This is a genomic window from Streptomyces sp. NPDC001549 (genome assembly GCF_042894025.1).
Lineage (GTDB): Bacteria > Actinomycetota > Actinomycetes > Streptomycetales > Streptomycetaceae > Streptomyces > Streptomyces kutzneri.
Window position 1 is genome coordinate 56,912 of sequence record NZ_JBIAVJ010000025.1, and the last position, 21,972, is coordinate 78,883.

The 21,972-nt window shown below is 72.6% G+C and carries 9 protein-coding genes; 8 read left to right on the forward strand and 1 reads right to left on the reverse strand.

Annotation, left to right across the window (positions count from 1 at the left end; translation table 11 throughout):
- Positions 1-45 precede the first annotated feature (45 nt).
- A complete protein-coding gene (locus ACFY04_RS32695) occupies positions 46-2,295 on the reverse strand; it encodes an MMPL family transporter (protein ID WP_389122376.1) in 2,250 nt (749 codons plus the stop codon).
- Positions 2,296-2,582: 287 nt separating this feature from the next.
- On the opposite strand from ACFY04_RS32695, the gene ACFY04_RS32700 reads away from it, so the two are divergent.
- From ACFY04_RS32700 to ACFY04_RS32735, 8 genes are all read left to right on the forward strand, one after another.
- Positions 2,583-2,858: an isoamylase early set domain-containing protein gene (locus tag ACFY04_RS32700; RefSeq protein WP_030384091.1), complete on the forward strand. Its 276-nt coding sequence runs from the start codon at positions 2,583-2,585 to the stop codon at positions 2,856-2,858.
- A gap of 271 nt (positions 2,859-3,129) precedes the next feature.
- On the forward strand, positions 3,130-4,188 hold the full coding sequence (locus tag ACFY04_RS32705) for a FecCD family ABC transporter permease (protein ID WP_389122379.1): 1,059 nt from the start codon (positions 3,130-3,132) through the stop codon (positions 4,186-4,188).
- Positions 4,185-5,252 carry a FecCD family ABC transporter permease gene (locus tag ACFY04_RS32710; protein WP_389122381.1) on the forward strand — a complete coding sequence of 356 codons (1,068 nt, stop codon included), beginning with the start codon at positions 4,185-4,187 and terminating at the stop codon, positions 5,250-5,252. The genes ACFY04_RS32705 and ACFY04_RS32710 overlap by 4 nt, the downstream gene beginning before the upstream one ends.
- Positions 5,253-5,325: 73 nt before the next feature.
- The gene (locus ACFY04_RS32715) at positions 5,326-6,183 is read left to right on the forward strand and encodes an ABC transporter ATP-binding protein (protein ID WP_389122384.1); all 858 of its coding nucleotides are present in this window, start codon (positions 5,326-5,328) and stop codon (positions 6,181-6,183) included.
- Positions 6,184-6,296: 113 nt separating this feature from the next.
- On the forward strand, positions 6,297-7,358 hold the full coding sequence (locus ACFY04_RS32720) for an iron-siderophore ABC transporter substrate-binding protein (protein WP_389122386.1): 1,062 nt from the start codon (positions 6,297-6,299) through the stop codon (positions 7,356-7,358).
- The gene (locus ACFY04_RS32725; RefSeq protein ID WP_389122389.1) at positions 7,355-9,148 is read left to right on the forward strand and encodes an ABC transporter ATP-binding protein; all 1,794 of its coding nucleotides are present in this window, start codon (positions 7,355-7,357) and stop codon (positions 9,146-9,148) included. The genes ACFY04_RS32720 and ACFY04_RS32725 overlap by 4 nt, the downstream gene beginning before the upstream one ends.
- Before the next feature lie 57 nt (positions 9,149-9,205).
- The gene (locus ACFY04_RS32730) at positions 9,206-20,227 is read left to right on the forward strand and encodes an amino acid adenylation domain-containing protein (protein WP_389122390.1); all 11,022 of its coding nucleotides are present in this window, start codon (positions 9,206-9,208) and stop codon (positions 20,225-20,227) included.
- Positions 20,214-21,914, forward strand: a complete 1,701-nt coding sequence (locus ACFY04_RS32735; RefSeq protein ID WP_389122392.1) for an ABC transporter ATP-binding protein — start codon at positions 20,214-20,216, stop codon at positions 21,912-21,914. Before ACFY04_RS32730 ends, ACFY04_RS32735 begins: the two co-directional genes overlap by 14 nt.
- Positions 21,915-21,972 lie beyond the last annotated feature (58 nt).

Here is a 21,972-nt window from a genome sequence, read left to right on the forward strand (position 1 = left end):
GGTACGGGGGAGGGGACGGGTACGCGTACGGGTACGGGCCGGTGGTCAGTGGCGCGCGCGGGCCGGGGTCCGCAGGGCGGGCCGGGCCGTGGGACACCTGCGGACGGGAGCCGGGGGCGGACGGGACGCCGGGAGCGGCTCCTTGGGCCGGATGGGACGCGGCGCCCACCAGTTCAGGCCGCCCGCCAGGCGCATGAGCGCCGGCACGAGGACCCCCCGTACGAGCGTGGCGTCGAGGAGGACGCCGAGGCCCGCGCCGATCCCGAAGAACTGCAGCAGGGACACCTGCGAGGTGCCGAAGCTCAGAAGGGTGAAGGCGAGCAGCGCGCCGGCGGTGGTGACGATGCCGCCCGTGCGGGCCATGCCCGTGACGATCGAGCGGGCGTTGTCCTGCCCGGCGTCGTGCGCCTCCTTGATGCGCGCGAGGACGAACACCTCGTAGTCCACCGAGAGTCCGAAGACGATGCAGAACAGCAGGACCGGCATGGTCGTACTGAGGGGCCCCGGCGTGAAGCCCAGCAACTGGTGCAGATGACCCGACTGGAAGACCCACACCATGGCGCCGAGGACGGCCGCGAGACTCAGCGCGTTCAGCGCGACGGCCTTCAGCGGCAGCAGCAGACTGCGCGTGAAGCCCAGCAGCAGCGCGAAGGTGGTGACGGAGATCAGCGCGAGCGCCGGCGGGATCCGGTCGCCCACCGTGGCCTTGGCGTCGACCAGGACCGCGCTCGGTCCGCCGACGAGGACCTCGGTGCCCGCGGGGGCGGGGACCGCACGGACGTCGTGGACGAGCTGCTGGGCGGCGTGCGACCGGGGGTCGACCAGCGGCACCGCGGAGAGCTGGACCGGGCCGTCGGCTGCGGGCCGGGCGGCGGCTGCGGCCGAGCCGGTGACCGCTGCCCGCTCCCCGTACCGGAAGCCGCCGTCGGGTCCCACGACCTGGGCGACCTGCGGGAACGCGGACAGCCGGCGGGCGTACTCCACCCGATCCGGCGGGGAGGCGTTGCCCGTGGTGACGACCGTCAGCGCGCCGGAGCCCTTCATGTCGAACCGGTCGCGCACCAGGTCACCGGCCTGTCGGCTGGACGCGCCCGACGGCAGCGCCCGGTCGTCGGGGGTGGCGAAATCGGCGTGCGCGAAGGGCGCGGCGAGCAGCACCAGCAGACCGATCACCGGCAGCGCCGCGATCAGCGGGCGGCGTACGACGATCCGCGCCAGCCCCTCCCAGAATCCGGACCGGGAGCCGGACCGGACCTTGCGGCGCCACGGCACGGCCCAGGCGTTCACCCGCTTGCCGAGCAGTGCGAGCAGGGCGGGCAGCACGGTCACGGCGCTCAGCGCCGCGATCGCCACGACGGCGATGCCCGCGTAGGCGAAGGAGCGCAGGAAGTACGGCGGGAACACCAGCAGGGTGGCCAGCGCGGCGGAGACCGTCGCGGAGCTGAAGGCGATCGTGTGGCCGGCGGTGCGCACGGTCCGTACGGCGGCGGTACTCGGGAGGAATCCGGCGGCGAGCTCCTCACGGAACCGCGAGACGATCAGCAGTCCGTAGTCGATGCCCAGCCCCAGGCCGAGCGCCGTGGTGAGGTTCAGCGAGAACACGGACACGTCGGTGACACTGCCGAGAACGCTCAGGACCAGCAGCGTCCCGGCGATGGCGAGGACGCCGATCAGCAGGGGCAGGGCCGCGGCGACCACACTGCCGAACACCAGGACCAGCAGGATCAGGGTGCCCGGCAGGACGACGTACTCGGCCCGCTTCAGGTCGGACTCGGAGATGTCCTGGAGCTCGGCGTCGATGAGGGCGCTCCCTCCGACGTGCACGGTCAGGGCCTCCCCGGCACCGGCCGGGGTGGCCAGCTCCGCGCGCAGCCGCTCGGCCCGCGCCGCGAGCTCCTCCCCCTCGCCGTCCACGTGCGCGACCAGCATCGCCGCGTGGCCGTCGCGGCTGCGCAGCTCCGCCGCGCCGCCGGTCCAGTACGAGGTCACGGCGCTCACGTGCGGCTGCGCGGCGAGCTTTGCGGTCAGCTCCTCGCCCGCGCCGCGGACGGCAGGGCCGTCCACGGAACCGCTGCCGCTCTGTGCCACGAGGACCAGGTTCGGGGAGGCGCCCAGGCGCTCGGCGGCCAGGTGCGCGGCGCGGCTGGACTCGGATCGCGGATCGTCGTATCCCTGCGTCTTCAGCCGTCCGGTCGCATCCATGCCGAGAAAGACGGACAGGACGAGGAAGACGAGCGCGCCGACGAGGACGAGCCGGGGGTGACGGGTCACGAAGGCCCCTGCGCGGCGGAACATGGATGCCTCCGGTACGGACGGCGATTCGCTCCTGCTCCTGCGCAGGAAGGTCGACATCCACCGTGCCCGGAGGCGGGACGAGGCCGTAGTCCCGGCCATTCGTACCTTGACAGGGGCGGAGGGGACGGCATCCCGGGGGAGCCGACACGCAGGGTGACATTGCATGCGCGCGGGTCACTCGATGTAGTGGGTCCGCGGTGGGAGTGGCGGCGCCGGGGTGCGTCCGGTGCGTCTGCCGCCGACTATGGGCGGCGTACCACCCCCACTGCCGTTGTCAGGAGCTCACCATGCTGGAGCGCAAACTGCGCAAGGACCGCACCGAGGTCACCTTCATCCTGCCCGTCGACACCCCGCCGGGACCGGTCAGCGTGGTGGGCGACTTCAACGACTGGCAGCCCGGTGTCCACACCCTGGCCCGCCGGAAGGACGGCAAGCGCGCCGTGACCGTCGAGCTCCCCAGCAAGAGCACGCATTCCTTCCGGTACCTGGCGGCCGGGGACTACTGGTTCAACGACGAGAGCGCCGGGGACCAGGACGGCCCCAACAGCCGCCTGCACACCTGACGGCCCGGACTCCTCGCGGACCGCAGCGCGCCCCGGCCATGGGTCGGGGCGCGTTTGTGCGGCGCGGGTCAATTGAAGTAAGGTTAGGCTAATCTAATCGATCAACAGTACATATTTGGGGGCGAGTTGGCGGCCTCTCACTCCCGCGTGCCCGTTTTGTCTATCGACAGCGCGCCATGGAATCAGCTTAGCTTTGCCTAAGTTTCGGTCGCGGCTGCGTCGGCGTGCCGACCCGTCCGGGCGGTGGATCGAAGGGATGACGTAGAGCGACATGGGCACGATTGCAGCGGAACGCCCCGTGCCCAGGGGCGTGACGGAGGCCCGGCGGCGGCGGGTCGTGGGCTCGGTCGCCCTGGTGCTGGTCCTCGTGGCCGCCGTGGTGGTGTCGTTGGCCGTCGGCGCGCGGGCGCTGACCCCTGCCGAGGTGTGGCGCGGGTTATCGGCGGCGCCGGACCCCGACCAGCGGCTCACCGAGATACGGCTCATCGTGCGGACCGTACGGGTGCCGCGTACGGCGCTCGCGGTCGTGGCGGGCGTGGCCCTGGGGGTCGGCGGGGCGCTGATCCAGGGGTACACGCGCAATCCGATAGCCGACACGGGCCTGCTGGGCGTGAACTCCGGTGCCTCCTTCGCCGTGGTGCTGGTGATCGCCCTGTTCGGGTTCGCCAACCCGTTCCAGTACGTCTGGTTCGCCTTCCTGGGCGCTGCCGTCGCCGGCGTCGTCGTCTTCGGACTGGCGAGCATCGGCCGGGGGGCCGGTAACCCGCTGACCCTCGCGCTGGCCGGACAAGGGGTGACGGTGTTCCTCGCCGCGATGACCACGGCGGTCGCGCTGTCCGACAAGGCCTCGCTGAACGCCCTGCGGTTCTGGAACGCGGGCTCCGTGGCCGGTGTCGGGTTCGACGTCATCTGGCCGGTGATCGCGTTCATCGCCGTCGGGCTGGTGCTCGCGCTGATCACGCTGCCCGCCCTCAACCTGCTCAACCTCGGCGACGACGTCGCGCGGGGGCTGGGGGTGAACATCGTGCTCAGCCGGATCCTCGGCATCGCCGCCATCACCCTGCTCGCGGGAGCGGCCACGGCGGCGTGCGGCCCCATCGCCTTCCTCGGCCTGATGGTGGCCCACATGGCCCGGTACCTGACCGGGCCGGACTACCGTTGGCTGGTGCCGTACGCGGGCCTGCTCGGCGCCATCGTCCTGCTGGTCTGCGACATGGCGGGGCGCCTGCTGGTGCGGCCGGGGGAGCTGGACGCGGGGGTCGTCGTGGCCCTCCTCGGCGCCCCGTTCTTCGCGGCCCTGGTGTGGCGCGGAAAGTTCAAGAGCGCATGACCGGAACCGAGGTGAAGGCATTGGCGCCGGTGACGCCGGGCGTGCGGCTCGGCCCCGTCTCGTTCGTGTGGCGGCCGTGGGTCGTGTGCGTCACGCTGCTGCTGGCGGCGGCGGCCTTCCTGGTGTTCTGCGTGTCCATCGGCGTGGGGGACTTCCCCATCGGCCTGTCGCGGGTGATGGCCACGGTCGTGGGCGGGGGCGAGCAGGTCGACAAGTTCGTGATCATGGACCTGCGGATGCCGCGCGCCCTGGCCGGGCTCGTCGTGGGCGTCGCGCTCGGCGTGTCCGGGGCGATCACCCAGTCGATCGCGCGCAACCCGCTGGCCAGCCCGGACATCCTGGGGATCACCGGGGGCGCCGGCGCGGTCGCGGTGTTCCTGGTGACGGTGTCCGGCGGGACCGCCACGGCGGTCGTCGACTCCGTGGGCCTGTCCGGGGCGGCGCTCGCGGGCGGCCTCGGTACGGGCCTCCTCGTGTACTTCCTGGCGTGGCGGCGCGGGATCGACGGCTTCCGGCTCATCCTCATCGGCATCTCGGTGAGCGCCGTGATGGAGGCGGTCACGACCTGGCTGCTGGTCACGGCGGACATCAGGGACGTGGCCCGGGCCCAGGCCTGGCTGGTCGGCTCGCTGGACAACCGGTCGTGGGACGACGTGGGTGTGGCGCTGTGGTGCACCCTCGCCCTGATGGCCGTCGTGACGGTGGTCGCCTTCCAGTTCAAGCCGCTGCACCTAGGCGACGACGTGGCAGCGGGCCTGGGCGTCCGGTACACGAGGGTGCGGGCGGTCCTGCTGCTGTGCGCGGTGCTGCTGGCCGGCGTGGCCGTGAGCGCGGCCGGCCCGGTCCCGTTCGTCGCGCTGGTGGCGCCCCAGGTGGCGATGCGGCTGGCGAAGTGCCCGACACCACCGATGGCGGCCTCCGGGCTGGTCGGAGCCCTGCTGCTGATCGGCGCGGACCTGGTCGCCCGTACGGCACTGCCGATCACCCTTCCGGTCGGCGTGGTGACCGCCGTGATCGGCGGTCCCTTCCTCATCCATCTGCTGGTACGGGCCAACCTCCGCTAGCCGGCGTCCCCGCGTCCCCGCGTCCCCGCGTCCCCGCGTCCTCGCGGACATCAGACCTTCAGACCCTTCAGGCATGCCTACTTCAGGGGGAGTTGTGGCCGTATCGCAGATCGCCGGGATCGAGTCCGACGGGGCCGGGGCCGCACGGCTGGCGGCCAGGGGGGTCACCGTCGGGTACGGCGGCCGGGTCGTCATCGACGACCTCCACGTGGCGATCCCGCCGCGGGTGATCACCACGATCATCGGCTCCAACGGGTGCGGGAAGTCGACCCTGTTGCGGACCCTGTCCCGGCTGCTCAAACCGACCAGCGGATCGGTCGTGCTGGACGGCGAGGACATCGGCCGGCTCAGGACCCGGGACGTGGCCAAGAAGCTCGGCCTGCTGCCGCAGGCTCCGGTGGCGCCGGAAGGGCTCACGGTGGCCGACCTCGTCGCCAGGGGCCGCCATCCGCACCAGAGCTGGCTGCGGCAGTGGTCCTCCGACGACGCCGACGTCGTGGCGCGGGCCCTGGCCATGACCGGGGTGTCCGACCTGGCCGACCGCCCGGTCGACGCCCTGTCCGGCGGGCAGCGGCAGCGGGTCTGGATCTCGATGACGCTGGCTCAGGGCACCGATCTGCTGCTCCTGGACGAGCCGACCACCTATCTGGACCTGGCGCACGCGATCGACGTGCTCGACCTCGTGGACGACCTGCACGAGTCGGGATGCACCGTGGTCCTGGTGCTGCACGACCTCAATCTGGCCACCCGCTACAGCGACAACCTCATCGTGATGAAGGCCGGTTCGATCCTCGCGCAGGGCCACCCCCGTGACGTGATCACCGCCGAGCTGTTGTACGAGGCCTTCGGGCTGCGCGCCAAGGTGATCGACGACCCGGTGGGGGACCGGCCGCTCATCGTCCCCATCGGGCGCACCCACGTGACCTCATAGATCAAACAAAGTTACGCCGCAAGTAAGGCTAGGCTAGCCTCACTTGGGCGCGGTAGGGTTTGGCTGCCCTCGGGCGGAACTGCAATGGACGGCACGAAAGCAAGGGATTTCGGATGCTTTTCCATCGAACGACACGTATGAAGCCCTGGCGGCGGTTGGCGGCGGGAGCCTCCGCCGCGGCCCTCGGCGTCGGCCTCCTGGCCGGATGCGGTTCCGATTCGGCGGACCAGGCCGACAAGAAGAGCGACAACGCCCCGGCCGCCGGGGGCACCTTCCCGGTCACCGTGGAGCACGCCTTCGGATCGACCAAGGTCGAGAAGGCCCCCAAGCGGGTCGTCTCGGTCGGGTACACCGACGACCAGGCCATCCTCGCGTTCGGCATCAAGCCGGTCGGCATGGTCGACCAGTATCCGAACCCGCCGGGCACCTCCCCCGACATCAACACCCAGTGGCCGTGGGTGAAGGAGAAGTGGGGCGACGCCCGTCCCGAGGTCATCATGAACAACGGTGACGCCGGCCCGAACTACGAGAAGATCGCGGCCCTGCGGCCGGACCTGATCATCGCCGTGTACTCCGAGATCGACCAGGCCGCCTACGAGAAGCTCACCAAGATCGCCCCGACGGTGGGCCGCACCAAGGCCGAGAAGGAGCCGTTCAGCGCTTCCTGGCAGGACAACGCCGTCCACATCGCCAAGGCGCTCGGCCAGGAGGCCAAGGGCACCGAGCTGGTGAAGGGCATCCAGGACAAGCTCGACACGGCCAAGAAGGCGCACCCCGAGTTCGCGAACCAGACCGCCGTCCCCCTGTCCTGGTACAAGGACTCGGTGGCCCCCTTCACCACCACCGACGTGCGCGGCCGGCTGGTGACGGGCATCGGCTACAAGGGCCAGGCCGAGATCGACAAGATCGCGGACGGCAAGTTCTACACCACGCTCTCCCCGGAGCGCATGGACCTCGTCGACGTCGACCGCATCTTCGTCATCGCCGACAAGGCGGACCAGGAGGCGCTGAAGAAGTTCCAGCTGTTCACCAACCTGAACGCGGTCAAGAACGGCAAGGTCTCCTACCTCCTCGACAGCGAGGGCCCGGCCGTCGGCGCGGCCATGTCCCAGGGCACCCTGCTCTCGCTGCCGTACGCCATCGACGAACTCGTCAAGTCGGCCGGTCAGGTGTGAGCCTCACCGCCACGCGCGTCGCCCCGTCGACCCTGCGCACGACGACCGGACGCGAGGCCACCCGCTGGGTCACGGCGCACTGCCGCGAGGTGCCGTGGCTGACCTCCGCCACCGTGTTCACCACGGTGGCGGGGGCGGCCCTCCAGGTGCTCCCGCTGCTCCTGCTCGGCCGGGTCGTCGACGGGGTGGTCGCGGGCGGACCGCGCTCGATCCTGGTCACGACCGGGGTGTTGATGGTGGCCGCCGCGCTGCTCGGCGCGGCGGCCACCGCCCTGTCGACCTACCTCATCGGGCGCCTCGGCGCGGACCTGCTCGCCCGGCTCCGCGAAGGCGCCGTCCGGGCGGTGCTCGGGATGCCGAGCGCCCGGATCGAGCAGGTCGGCCGGGGGGACGTGCTCTCCCGGGTCGGCGACGACGTGGCCGTACTGTCCAAAGGCATCAGGACGGCCGTGCCCACCGTGTTCTCGGCGGGGGTGCTGGTCGTCATCGCCACGATCGGCATGTTCGGCCTGGACTGGCGGCTCGGTCTGGCCGGTGCCTGCGCGCTGCCCGCGTACGGGCTGGCCCTGCGCTGGTACCTGCCCCGCTCCGCCCCGCTCTACCAGAGGCAGCGGGCGGCCCAGGCCGACCGTGCGCAGGCCCTGATCAGCGGACTGAACGGGATAGACACGGTCCGGGCGTACCGCCTCGAAGGGGCCGTCCGCGAGAAGGTCACCCATGAGTCGTGGCGGGTACGCGACCTCGGCATCGAGGTGTTCCGGCTCTTCGGCCGGTTCGTCGGCAGGGAGAACCGCGCCGAGTTCATCGGGCTGGTCCTGATCATCGTGGTGGGGTACGCCCTGCTGGAGGCCGACGCCGCCAGCCTCGGCGAGGTCTCCGCGGCCCCGCTGCTGTTCCACCGGCTCTTCACCCCGCTGGGTTCCATCATGTTCACCTTCGACGAGGCGCAGAAGTCGGGCGCGAGCCTGACCCGCCTGGTCGGAGTGCTGGAGGAGGAAGCGGAGGACCGGCTGGTGGGCGCCCTCGCCGTGGCGGGGGCGGTGGACGGGCCGCACCCGCTGGCCGTCGAGGTGGCGGGGCTGACGTTCCGCTACCCCGACTCGGAGGAGCCGGTCGTCCGGGACGTCGACCTGACGATCCCGGCCGGCACCTCGCTCGCCCTCGTCGGGGCGACGGGCGCGGGCAAATCCACCCTGGCCGCGCTGATCGCGGGCATCGGCACCCCGCAGACCGGGTCCGTGCGCATAGGGTCCACCGACCTCGCCGGTCTCGACGAGGCCGGGGCGCGGGCCCTGGTCAGCATCCTCACGCAGGAGACACACGTCTTCTCCGGACCGCTCTCCGAGGACCTGCGCCTGGCCGCACCGGAGGCGACCGACGCCCAGCTGACGGACGCCCTGCGCACGGTCGGCGCCGACGGATGGGTCGACGCGCTGCCCGACGGTCTGAACACCCTGGTCGGCGAGGGCGGCGAACGCCTCGACGTCACCAAGGTCGCCCACATCGCCCTGGCCCGGCTGGTGCTGGGCCGCACCCCCGTCGTGGTGCTCGACGAGTCCACGGCGGAGGCGGGCAGCGAGGGCGCGGCCGAGCTGGAACGGGCCGTGCGCGCCGCGTGCGCGGGCCGGACCACGCTGTTCGTGGCACACCGGCTGACCCAGGCCATGGCGGCGGACCGGATCGCCGTACTGGACGCGGGACGCGTCGTGGAGCAGGGGACGCATGAGGAGTTGGTGGCCCTGGGCGGCCGCTACGCACGACTGTGGCGGGCCTGGCGCGAAGGCAGCTAGGCAGCCCTTTTTTCGGTTGGGTCAACATATCGATCTGGAAGGGGCGTTGAGCCTTCGATGACGGAATCGACCGCTCGTCTCGTGCTGCTTTCTCCCACCCGCCTGGCCGACGTGCGCCGGCGCTCCGGCGACTACAGCGACACGACCGTCGCCCGGGCGTGCGCCATCGGACTGGCCTACTGGGCTACGGGGCAGAGCCCCGACGGCCTGGAACTCACCCCCGGCACCCTCTTCGCCGACGTCCTCGGCTGGGCGGACAACGGCGGTGCGGGAACGGCCGGCTGGGAGGTCGGGACGGACGGTCCGGACGGCCCGGCCGGCCGGACCATCACCCTCCCGGAGGGCGTCCTGCCGGCCGACGCGCAGCTCGCCCTGGACGACCTGGCCGACTTCCCGGACCGGCCCCTCTCCACCATCGGCCCCTCCGGTGTCGCGCAGCGGCTCGCGACCCTGGCCGAGTGGAACGACACCGGGGCGGACCGGATCCGCCCGACCGTCGTCGAGATGTTCCGCGAGCAGGCGCGCCTGCGGCCGGACGCCGTCGCCGTCGTCGACGAGCACCGCTCGCTGACCTACCGTCAGGCGGCCGAGCTCTCCGGCCAGCTGGCCCACCACCTGATCGAACGCGGACTCACCGCCGAACAGGTCGTCGCCATCTCCCTCGACCGCTCCGCCGCCATGGTGATCGGCCTGCTCGGCGTGCTCCAGGCGGGAGCCGCGTTCGTACCGCTCGACCCCCGGTGGCCCGCCGCGCGGCGCTCCGTCGTCATCGCCGACGCCCGCGTCGTCCTGCAGCTCAACGACTCGGGCGAACACGCCCCGGACGAACCGGAAGCCGTGCCCGTCGACCTCGGCGACTGGCGGTTCGGCTCCTACCCCGGCGAGGGGACCGGGGTCACGGTCCCCGGCGAAGCCCTGGCCTATGTGATCTTCACCTCCGGTTCGACCGGCCGGCCCAAGGGCGCGATGATCCGCCACGAGGCCATCAGCGAGCGCCTGCTGTGGCAGGTCGAGGAGATCCTGGGCTTCGGCCACGACGACGCGTCGCTGTTCAAGGCGCCGCTGTCCTTCGACATCTCCATCAACGAGATCTTCCTGCCGCTGGTGTGCGGAGGCCGGCTGGTGGTCCTGCGCCCCGGCGGCGAACGCGACCCGCACCACCTGCTGAGCGTGATCGCCGAGCAGCGCGTCACCTTCACCTACCTCGTGTCGTCCATGCTGGACGTACTGCTGGAGATCGCGGGCGACTCCGGACGCCTCGACAGCCTGCGGCACGTGTGGTGCGGCGGCGAGGTGCTGACCCCGGAGCTGTACGAGCGCTTCCGCACCCGGCTCGACATACCCATGTACCACGGCTACGGCCCGGCCGAGACGACGATCGGCGTCTCGCACGTCATCTACCGGGGCGCCGCGGAACGTCTGTCGACATCGATCGGCAAGGCCAACCCCAACACCCAGCTGTACGTCCTGGACGACGAACTGCGCCCGGTCCCGGTCGGGGTCGGCGGCGAGCTGTACGTCGGAGGGTTCCTGCTCGGGCGCGGATACGTCGGCGCCCCCGGCCTGACGGCCTCCCGGTTCGTCGCGAACCCCTTCGCCACGGACGGATCCCGGCTGTACCGCACCGGTGACCTCGCCCGCTTCGCCCCCGACGGATCCCTGGACTTCCTCGGCCGCGCCGACAACCAGATCAAGATCCGCGGTATGCGGCTGGAGATCGAGGACGTCGAGGTCGGCCTCGCCGAGCACCCCGCGGTACGCCACACCTGCGTCGTCGCGAAGAAGAACACGGCCGGCGGCACCTACCTCGTGGGCTACGTGATCCCCGCCACCGGGAGCGAGGACCTGCGCCCCGACGAGGTCAGGGAGTGGGCCACCGGGCACATGGTGGAGTACATGGTGCCCGCCCACATCGTCGTGATGAAGGAGTTCCCGCTCACCGCGAACGGCAAGCTCGACCGGGCCGCGCTGCCGGAGCCGGCGACCGGCGCGGGCGCGCTCGCCCCGCCCGTCACCGAGAACGAGCGCCTGGTGTGCGCGGCGGTCGCGGCGGTGCTGCGGCGTGACGCCGTCGGCGTCGACCAGGACTTCTTCCAGCTCGGCGGAGACAGCATCCTGGCGATCTCCCTGCTGAGCGGCCTGCGCGAGGCGGGTCTCCACGTCACGGCCCGCCAGATCTTCACCCACAGCGTCGTGGGCGCGCTGGCGGCGGTCGCGGACCGCGAGGCCGCCGCCGTGGACCACGGCGATGTCGCCATCGGCACGGTCGTGGGATCGCCGATCGTGCAGTGGCTCGGCGCGACCACGGACGCCATCGACGGTTTCGTGCAGTCGGTGGTGCTGAACACTCCGGCGAACCTGACGGCCGACGCGCTCGACGCCGTCCTCACCGCCGTGGTCGCACGGCACGACATGCTGCGCGCCAGGCTGGTGCGGGGCGAGCGCTGGAGCTTCGAGATCCCGGAGGCGGACCGGGCCGCAGCGCGATGGCAGGAGAGCGACCGCCCGCTCGACGAGTGCGTCGCGCTCGCCACCGACGGGCTGGACCCGGACGGCGGCGTGATGCTGCGCGCCGTCTGGCGCCGCGAGGCACGCCAGCTGGTCCTCGTCGCCCACCACGTGGTGATCGACGGCGTGTCCTGGCGGATCCTGATGGAGGACCTCTCCACGGCGTGGCGCTGGTACGTCTCGGGCGCGCCGATCGACCTGCCCCCGGTGGGCACGTCGTTCCGGCGCTGGACGCAGCTGCTGGGGCGCGCGGGGTTCGACGCCGACCTCGCCCACTTCCGGCGCGCCCTGCCGGGGGCCGACGCGCCGCTGGGCAGGCGCGCGCTGTCCGCGGCCGACACCGTCGCCCGGGAACGCACGACGACCCTCTCGGCCGGCCCCGGCATCACCGCCGCGCTGCTGGGCGAGGTCCCCGCCCGGTTCCACGCGGGCGTCAACGACGTGCTGCTGACCGCGCTCGCCGTCACCCTCGCCCGGTGGCGCCGCGACCTCGGCCAGGACCAGACGTTCGCGCACATCGAACTGGAGGGACACGGCCGCGAAGGACGCCACGTGGCGGACTCCGCCGGCTTCGAGCCGGAGCTGTCACGGACCGTGGGCTGGTTCACCACCCTGTTCCCGGTGACCGTCGACCCCGGCGCGGCCACCGACCCCACGTCCCCCGCCTACCTGGTCGCCGCACTCAAGGCGGTCAAGGAGGACCTCGCCCGGGTGCCGGGCAACGGCGTCTCCTACGGCGCCCTGCGCTACCTGGCCGACACCGCGTTCGACGCACCCGCACCCCAGGTGTTGTTCAACTACCTGGGCCGCTTCGACGCGGGATCCTCCGGCGACTGGGAACTCACCGACACCACCGGCCAGTTGGGCGAGAGGCGCGACCCCAGGATGCGGCTGCCGCGCGCCCTGGAGTTCAACGCGATCGCCGAACCCGCCTCGGCCGGCGGCGCGTACGAACTGGTCACCACCCTCTCCTGGCCCGACGGGCTGCTCACCGACCAGGACATCGAGACCATCGGCGGGTACTTCCGCGAGGCCCTGGCCGGACTGGCCGCACTCGACCTGGCCGCACTCGGTCTGGGCGGCCACTCGCCCAGCGACTTCGGCATGCCGGCGCTCACCCAGGCCGACGTCGACGAGCTGGACGGCCCGGCGCTGCGGGACGTCCTGCCGCTGACCCCGCTCCAGGAGGGCCTCTACTTCCACTCGGTCTTCGACGACGACTCCGCGGGCAGCTACGTCGAGCAGCAGCTCCTGACCCTGGACGGAGAGGTGGACGCCGACCGGCTCGCGGCGGCGGCCACCCGCCTGCTCACGCTCTTCCCCAACCTGGCCGCACGGTTCACGGCCCTCGCCGACGGCCGCGTGGTCTCCGTGCTGGAGGGCGGGGTCCAGGCCCCGTTCACCACCCTGGACCGCCCCGGCATCACCGACGAGGAGATCCGCGAGCACGCCGAGCGCGATCGCCGCGCCGGGTTCGACCTGGCGAGCGGCCCGCTGATGCGGTACACACTGATCCGCACGGGTCCCGCCCGCAGCGTCCTGGTGCAGACCGTGCACCACATCATCGCCGACGGCTGGTCGGTGCCGCCGATGCTCCGCGCGCTGCTGACCGAGTACCACGCGCCGGGGACCGTGCACCCGCTCGGCGGCTTCACCGACTACGTGCGCTGGCTCGCCGAACGCGACGAGGACGAGAGCGACCGGGTGTGGCGCGAACAACTGGCCGGGCTCCCCGGCCCCTCGCTCGTCGCCGAGGGGCACACGCCGTCCGACCGGTTCGCCGACACCGCCACCTCGCCGGAGGGGGACATCGACGAGGCCGCCCGGTCCGCCGGTGTGCCGCTCAGCGTGGCCGTGCACAGCGCCTGGGCGGCGACGCTCGGCGGCCTCCTCCAGGGCAGGGACGTCGTCTTCGGCTCCACGGTGTCCGGGCGCGACGCCGACGTGCCCGGCATCGGGGACATGGTGGGCCTGTTCATCAACACGGTCCCCGTGCGCGCCCGGTGGGCCGCCACCACCACGGCGCACGACCTGCTCGCCTCGGTACGGGACCACCAGAGCGCGGTGCTGGCGCACCAGCACGTCTCCCTGGCGCGCATCAGCCGCCTGAGCGGAGCCGGCCCGCTCTTCGACACCCTGGTGGTGTTCGACGTGGCGACCGATGTGGCGGGCCTGCGCGGCCCCGGGGACACGCTCGTCATCAGCGACATCGTGAACGAGGGCGCGCCGCACTACCCGCTGACCCTCGTGGTGGAGCGCGCGCTCGACGGCCGCCCCCGCTTCAACCTGATCTACGACGGCGCTCTGGTGCGGGAGCCGACCGCCCGGACGGTCCTGCACACCTTCACCCGCACCCTCACCGGCCTGCTCACCCGGCCGGAGGACCTCGTCGACGACCTGGCTCCCACCGGCACCCGGCCCCCCGCACGGATCACCCCGACGACGCTGGGCGCACTCTTCGACGCCGCCGCGCGCCGCGATCCGGCCGCCACCGCCGTCACCCAGTGCGCCCTCGACGGCGGCAGCCGGTCACTCACCTACGGCGAACTGGCCTACGCGAAGGACGAGCTGGCCTCGGTCCTGCGCGCCGCCGGGGTCCAGCCGGGCGAACGGGTCGCCGTCGCCGTCCCGCGCTCCCTCGAACAGGTCGTCGCCCTCGTCGCCGTCGTCACGGCGGGCGGCGCGTACGTACCGCTGGACCTCGCGTACCCGGACGGACGCCTGGAGTACGTCCTCGCCGACGCGGCTCCGCAGGTCGTGCTCGTGGACCCGGAGCACCGGGACCGCTTCACGCGGCTGCTGGCCCGGGCGGGCGTACCGGCCCGTGTGCTCGTACAGGGGGAGAGGCCGCCGCAGGACGCCCAGGCCACCCGGGACGCCCAGGCCACCCAGGACGCCCAGGCCACCCGGGATGCCGCCGGGCCCGAGGCGGACTGGCACGATCCCGCGTACGTGATCTACACGTCCGGGTCGACCGGCAGGCCCAAGGGCGTCGTCGTCCCGCACTCCAGCGTGGTGACCCTGCTCGCGAACACGCGGCCCGACATGGACTTCGGCCCGCACGACGTGTGGGTCCAGTTCCACTCCTACTCCTTCGACTTCGCCGTGTGGGAGCTGTGGGGCGCGCTGGCACACGGCTCCGAGCTGCTCGTGCCGGAGTACGCACTGACCCGCTCACCCGTCGACTTCCACCGCCTGGTGCGCGAGCGCCGGGTGACCGTCCTCAACCAGACCCCGTCGGCCTTCTACCAGTTCATCGAGGCCGACCGGCACGCCGACGAGCCCGCCACCACCCTGCGCCGGATCATCTTCGGGGGCGAGGCACTGGATCCCGGGCGGCTGCGCGGCTGGGTCGAGCGGCACGGGACGGCCTCGCCCGAGCTGGTCAACATGTACGGCATCACCGAGACCACCGTGCACGTCACGCACCGGGTCCTGACCGACGAGGACTTCCGCCCCGGCGACGACGTCAGCCCGATCGGCGGCCCGATCCCCGGACTGGTCACCTACCTGCTCGACGACCGGCTCCGACCGGTCCCGCCGGGCCGGGTGGGCGCCATCTACGTCGCCGGCGACCAGGTCTCCCTTGGCTACCTGGGCCGCCCGTCCCTCACCGCGGGCCGGTTCGTCGCGGACCCGTTCGCGGGCGACGGCTCCCGGATGTACCACACGGGCGACCTCGCCCGCCGGACGCTCGACGGCGAGCTGGAGTTCACCGGCCGCGCCGACGACCAGGTGCAGCTCAAGGGCTTCCGCATCGAACTCGGTGAGGTGGAGTCCGCGATCCGGGAACTCGACGGTGTGGTCGACGTGGCCGTCACCGTGGCCGACAGCGCGGACCACCTGGTCGCGCACGTCGTGGGCCGGGTGCCAGGCGACCTCGCCGGCCTGCTGGTCTCGAAGCTGCCCGTCCACATGGTGCCCGGCCTGGTCCTGCCGGTCGACGCCCTGCCGCTGACGGTCAACGGCAAACTGGACCGCAAGGCCCTGACCGCACGCGCCGCGTCGCACGGTGCACCGCACGACGCACCGCACGACGTACCGGCCGCCGCGAGCGGCTCCGCGACCGGATCCGCGCTCACCGCACTGGTCGGCATCTTCACCGAGACCCTGCCCGGCACCGCCGTCGACGGCGACAGCGACTTCTTCCGGGCCGGCGGCGACAGCATCCTCGCCATCACCGTCGTCAACCGGGCCAGGGCCCTGGACCTCGCGATCACCCCCCGGGACGTGTTCCTGCTCAGGACCCCGCGCGCGCTCGCCGAGCACCTGGCGACGAGCACCCCGCACCCCGCGGCGCCCGGCGCACCCGTACCCGCACCCCGCGAGGACGGCCCGCTGACCCCGACCCCGATCATCCTGCGCCGGCGCGAACTCGGCGGCTCCCTCGCCCGGTTCGCCCAGGCCCGGACCGTGGTCGCGGCCGAGGGAACCGGCCTCGCCGACGCCGAGCGCGCCGCGAACGCCGTCGTCGCCGCACACCCGGCCCTGCGGCTGCGGCTGCGCACCGAGCACGGGGTGTGGGCCCTGCGGACCGAACCCGCCCGCGCGGTCACCGTCGTACGCAGCGACGCGCCCGACGCGACGGCCGCTGCGGACGAAGCCGCCGGACGGCTCGACCCCGAAGCCGGGGACGTCATCGCGTTCTCCTGGCTGGAGGAGACCCGGACCCTCGTGGTCACCGTGCACCACCTCGCCGTCGACGCCGTCTCCTGGCTGATCCTGCTGGACGACATCGCCACCGCCCTGCGCGGGAACCCGCTCGCGCCTCCGACCACCTCCTACGCCGAGTACGCGCAGGCACTGGCCGACCGGTCGGCCCACGAGACCGACGGCCTCGGGCACTGGATCACCACCCTCCAGGCACCCCCGCTGCTGCCCGTGGCCGAGCGGCCGCGCGAGACCACGGTCGTCCTCCCGCCCGAGACCAGCGATCAGGTGACACGCACCGCGCCCGCCGCACTCGGCGTCGGCCTCACCGAGCTCCTGTGCGGCGCGCTGCGCACCGCACTCACCCGCGTCCAGCCCTCGCCCACCGATCTGGCGATCGAGCTGGAACGGCACGGCCGGGTCCCGGCATCGGCACACCACGACTACACCCGTACGGTCGGCTGGTTCACCGCCATCGCCCCGGTGCGCCTCACGGCGCACACCGACCCCGTCGCCGCGGCCCGCGAAGTCGCCGAACGCCAGCCGGACGAGCGCGCGCACGTCGCGTACGGCGGGCTGCGGTACCTCAACCCGCAGACGGCCCCGCTGCTCACCGCCCGCCCACAGGTGCTGTTCAACTACCTCGGCCGGGGCGGCGAATCGCAGGCCCTCCACCTCTCCGGCGCCGACGAGGGCAGCCCGTACGCCGTCGAGGTAAACGCCTGGACCGACGCGGCCACCGGAAGTCTGCACGCCGTCTTCACCCTCGCCGAGGGCATACCCGACGAGATCACCGAGCACTGGCGCGCCGCCCTGGAACACATCGCGGCCGCCTCCACGACCGCCGAGCGCACGGCGCCGGTCACCCCGCTCCAGCGCGGCCTGTTCTTCCAGGCGCAGCTGGCGGGCCCGGCCGGACACTACGTCGCGCAGAGCTGGTTCACCTTCGACCGGCGCCTGGACACCGACGCGCTGGCCGAGGCGATGGCCTGGGTGATCGCCCGGCACCCGGTCGTGGGCGCCGGCTTCACCACCGACGACGAGGGCAAGGCGGTCCAGGTCCTGGGCGCGGGCCGGCGGGTCGGCGTCCGTACGGTCGGCCTCGCGACGGAGGCGGAGGTCGAGGCCCTGCTCGCCCGCGACCGCGACACCGGATTCGACCCGGGTGAGCCGCCGCTGATCCGCGTGACCGTGGTACGGCTGCCCGGCGACTGCGACGGCCTGCTGCTCAGCTACCACCTGCTGCTGTGGGACGGCTGGTCCCGCGAGATCGTGCTGCGGGACCTGTTCGACGCCTACGAGGCCGCCGTCGCGGGCGAGTTGACGCCCCCGGCCCCGGCCACGCCCGGCTTCGAGGAGTACGCCCGGGCGCTCGACGCCAGGGACCCGGCCGTCTCGGAACGCTTCTGGGCGCAGCACCTGGCCGGTCTCCCCGGGCCGACGCTGCTCGCCGGACCGGCGCCGGCCCTGGTCGACGACCTGCCGCGCACCCTCGTGCACACCCTCTCCGCCGAAGCGTCGCAGCTGCTGCGGGACGTCGCCCGGACGTACGGCGTCACCCTCAACTCGGTGCTGACCGGCGCGTTCGGGCTCCTGCTCGGCGCCCGCACCGGCCGCGCCGACGCCGTGTTCGGCGTGACCGTCTCCGGCCGCGAGGGCGAGGACCTCTCCGAGGTCGTCGGCGTACTGCTCAACACCGTGCCCATGTGGACCAGGGCCCGGCCGGACGACACCGTCCGGGACTACCTGACGGCCGTACAGGCGGCCCGGGTCGAGGCGATGGAGCACGAGCACCTCGGACTCGGCGAGATCCAGCGGGCCGGCGGCCACGACACCCTGTTCGACAACCTGTTCGTGCTCCAGAACTTCCTGGACATGGACGCGTTCGCCGAGATGAACACCCGGCACGGCATCACCGCGGTCCGGGCCGACGACTCCACGCACTATCCGTTCACCTGGGTCGTCACCCCCGGCGACCGGCTCACGGTCAAGCTGGAGTACCGCGACCACGACACCGGGGCAGCCCGTCAGCTCCTCGATGACTACCTGGAGGTACTCGGGAACCTGGCTCGCAGCACCGGGCCGGTGGGCGCGCTGCCGGGCGCGGGCCCCGAGCCGGTGCCCGCCGCACGCACGGAGGTCGGTACGGAAACCGTGGTCGACCGGTTCGACCGGGCGGCCGACCGCGATCCGCGGCGGGTCGCGCTCGTCGCCCACGGCCGGACCATGACCTTCGAGCGGCTCCGCGACCGCAGCCGGGAGCTCGCGGGCGTGCTCGCCGCACGCGGCATCGGACCCGAGACCACGGTGGCCCTCGCGATCCCGCGCTCCCTCGACTCGATCGTCGCGCTCTTCGCCGTACTGCGCGTGGGCGCCGCGTACGTGCCGCTGGAGCTGGACCACCCGGACGAGCGGATCGCCGCCATCGTCGCGGACGCCCGCCCGGACGTGACCCTCACCGTGAGTGCCGTGTCGCCCCGGCTGACCGGCGACCTGATCGAACTGGACCGGCCCCTCCCCGAGGCCGAGCCGTTCGTGACCTTCGCACCCGACGACCCGGACCGCCTGCGCCACCCCGCGTACACGATCTACACCTCCGGATCCACCGGCCGGCCGAAGGGCGTGGTCTCCGAGTACGCCGGGCTCACCAACATGCTGATCAACCACCAGCGCCGGATCTTCGAGCCGGTGCTGGCGGACCACGGCCACCGGGTCTTCCGCATCGCCCACACCGTGTCCTTCGCCTTCGACATGTCGTGGGAGGAACTGCTCTGGCTCGCCGACGGCCACGAGGTGCACATCTGCGACGAGGAACTGCGCCGCGACGCCCCCCGCCTCGTCGAGTACTGCCTGGAGCACGGGATCGACGTCATCAACGTGACCCCGACCTACGCGCAGCAGCTGGTGGCCGAGGGCCTGCTCGACCACCCCGAGCGGCGGCCCGCCCTGGTGCTGCTGGGCGGCGAGGCCGTCACCCCGACCCTGTGGCAGCGGCTCGCCGACACCGAGGGCACGGCCGGCTACAACCTGTACGGCCCCACCGAATACACCATCAACACCCTGGGCGTCGGCACCTTCGAATGCCAGGACCCGGTGGTGGGCGTGGCCATCGACAACACGGACGTGTACGTCCTCGACCCGTGGCTGCGGCCGCTGCCGGACGGGGTCCCCGGCGAGCTGTACGTGGCGGGCATCGGCATCGCGCGCGGCTACCTCGGACAGCCCGCCCAGACCGCGGACCGGTTCGTCGCCTGCCCGTTCGGCGCACCCGGCGCACGGATGTACCGCACCGGGGACCTGGTGGCCCGGCGGCCCGACGGGAACCTGATGTACCTGGGCCGCACCGACCAGCAGGTCAAGATCCGCGGACACCGCGTCGAACCGGGCGAGGTCGAGGCCGCGTTCGCCGCGCACCCGGCGGTGCGGTTCGTCGCCGCGGTCGCCCAGCCCGACCCGCAGGTCGACGGCGCGTACCGGCTGGCCGCCTACCTTGTACTCGACGGCCCGGGCGGCCCGGACCTGGCGGCGGTCGCCGCCGAGGTGGGCGCCGGGCTGCCGGACTTCCTGCGCCCGACGCACTACGCCCAGGTCGACCGCATCCCGCTGACCGTGAACGGGAAGGCGGACACCAAGGCGTTGCCGGAGGCCAGGCCGCTCGGCACGCTGACCACGGCGGGGGAGCGCGGCCCGGAGACCGGGACCGAGACCGTCGTGTGCGAGTTCTTCGCCGAAGCACTCGACCTGGACGACGACGAGGTGAGCGCGTTGAGCGATTTCGTGTCCCTGGGAGGGCACTCCATGCTGGCGGTGCGGCTGATCGGCCTGCTCCGCCGGGAGTACGGTCCCGTGATCACGGTCCGTGATCTGTTCACCCTGCGAACCCCGGAAATGATTGCCCGCCACCTCGATGAAAACTCCTGACACGCAGCGGCCCCGACCGGGGTCCGACATCCTCAAGACCGCCCTGCGCCGCAACACCGGCGCCATGACCTGGGGCACCGTCCTCATGGGCCTCTACCAGGCCGGTGAGACCGCCTTCCCCATCGCGCTCGGCCTGATCGTCGAGCACACGATGCAGGACCGCAGCCCCGGTGCGCTCGCCCTGTCGATCGGCGCCCTGGCCGTGATCATCACGACCGTGTCGCTGTCGTGGCGGTTCGGCATGCGCATCCTGCAGAAGGCCAACACGACCGAGGCGCACCGCTGGCGGGTGCGGGTCGCGGACTGCGGGCTGGAGCCGGTCGCCAGGGACGCCGGCCTCAAGTCCGGCGAGGTGCTGACCATCGCCACCGAGGACGCCGACCAGACGGCCGACATCATCGAGGTGGTGCCGCTGCTGATCAGCTCGCTGGTCGCCGTGCTGGTCGCGGCGGTCGCGCTGGGACTGGCCGACATCCGGCTCGGCCTGCTGGTGATCGTGGGCACCGCTCTGATCCTCTCCATCCTGAGCGTGATGTCCCGGCGGATCGGCTCCAGCACCCGCGAGCAGCAGGCCCGGGTGGCCCGGGCGGGCGCGAAGGTGGCCGACCTGATCACCGGCCTGCGCCCGCTGCACGGCTTCGGCGGCAACCACGCGGCCTTCCGCTCCTACCGCAAGGTCAGCACGGAGGCCAAGCACCAGGCGATCACCGTGGCCGGGGTGAACGGCGCGTACGCGGGCACCGCCATGGCCCTCAACGCGGCGCTCGCCGCCGGCGTGACCCTGACGGCCGGCTGGCTGGCCTTCAACGGCCACATCACCGTCGGGGAGCTCGTCATGGCCGTGGGGCTCGCCCAGTTCATCATGGAACCGCTGAAGCTGTTCTCGGACATGCCCAAGTACGTGATGATGGCCCGCGCTTCGGCCGAGCGCATGGCACTGGTGCTGACCGCACCCCCGGTGGCCGCCCACGGGCCGGAGCGCCCGGCCGCCGGCGGCGGCCTGGAGGTCGACTGCGTCCGCTACGGGACGCTGCGCGCCCTGAAGTTCCAGGTGCCGGCCGGCGAGTTCGTGGCGATCGCCGTCTACCAGCCACGTGCGGCGGCCGACCTCGCCGCGATCCTGGCCGTGAAGGTCCCGCCGCACGAGTACGAAGGAGCGGTGCGGGTCAGCGGGGAGGAGCTCGCCGCCCTGTCGGTCGAGGCGGTCCGCGAGCACATGCTGGTCAACCCGTACGACGGGGAGATCTTCGCGGGCACCCTCCGCACGAACATCGACCCGTCGGGCACCAGCCGCACGGTCGACGCGGCCGTCGAGGCGTCCATGCTGACCGACGTCGTCGCCCTCCACCGCGAGGGGCTCGACCACGGCGTCCGCGACCGCGGGGCGAACCTCTCCGGCGGACAGCGCCAACGGCTGTCCCTGGCCCGCGCCCTGGCTGCCGACTCCGACATCCTCGTCCTGCACGATCCGACCACGGCCGTCGACGCGGTCACCGAACAGCTCATCGCACGCAACATCGCGAAGCTGCGCCGGGGCCGCACCACCGTCGTGATCACCAGCAGCCCGGCCCTCCTGGACGCCGCCGACCGTGTGCTCGTCCTGGACGACGGGGTCATCACCGCCGAGGACACCCACCGCAACCTCCTCGCCGGAGACGAGGAGTACTGCCTGGCGGTGGCCCGCTGACCCCCTGAGACGGCCTCAGGGCGTGTCTCGTGGACCAGGCCGGGCTCGCGGGCCCCGG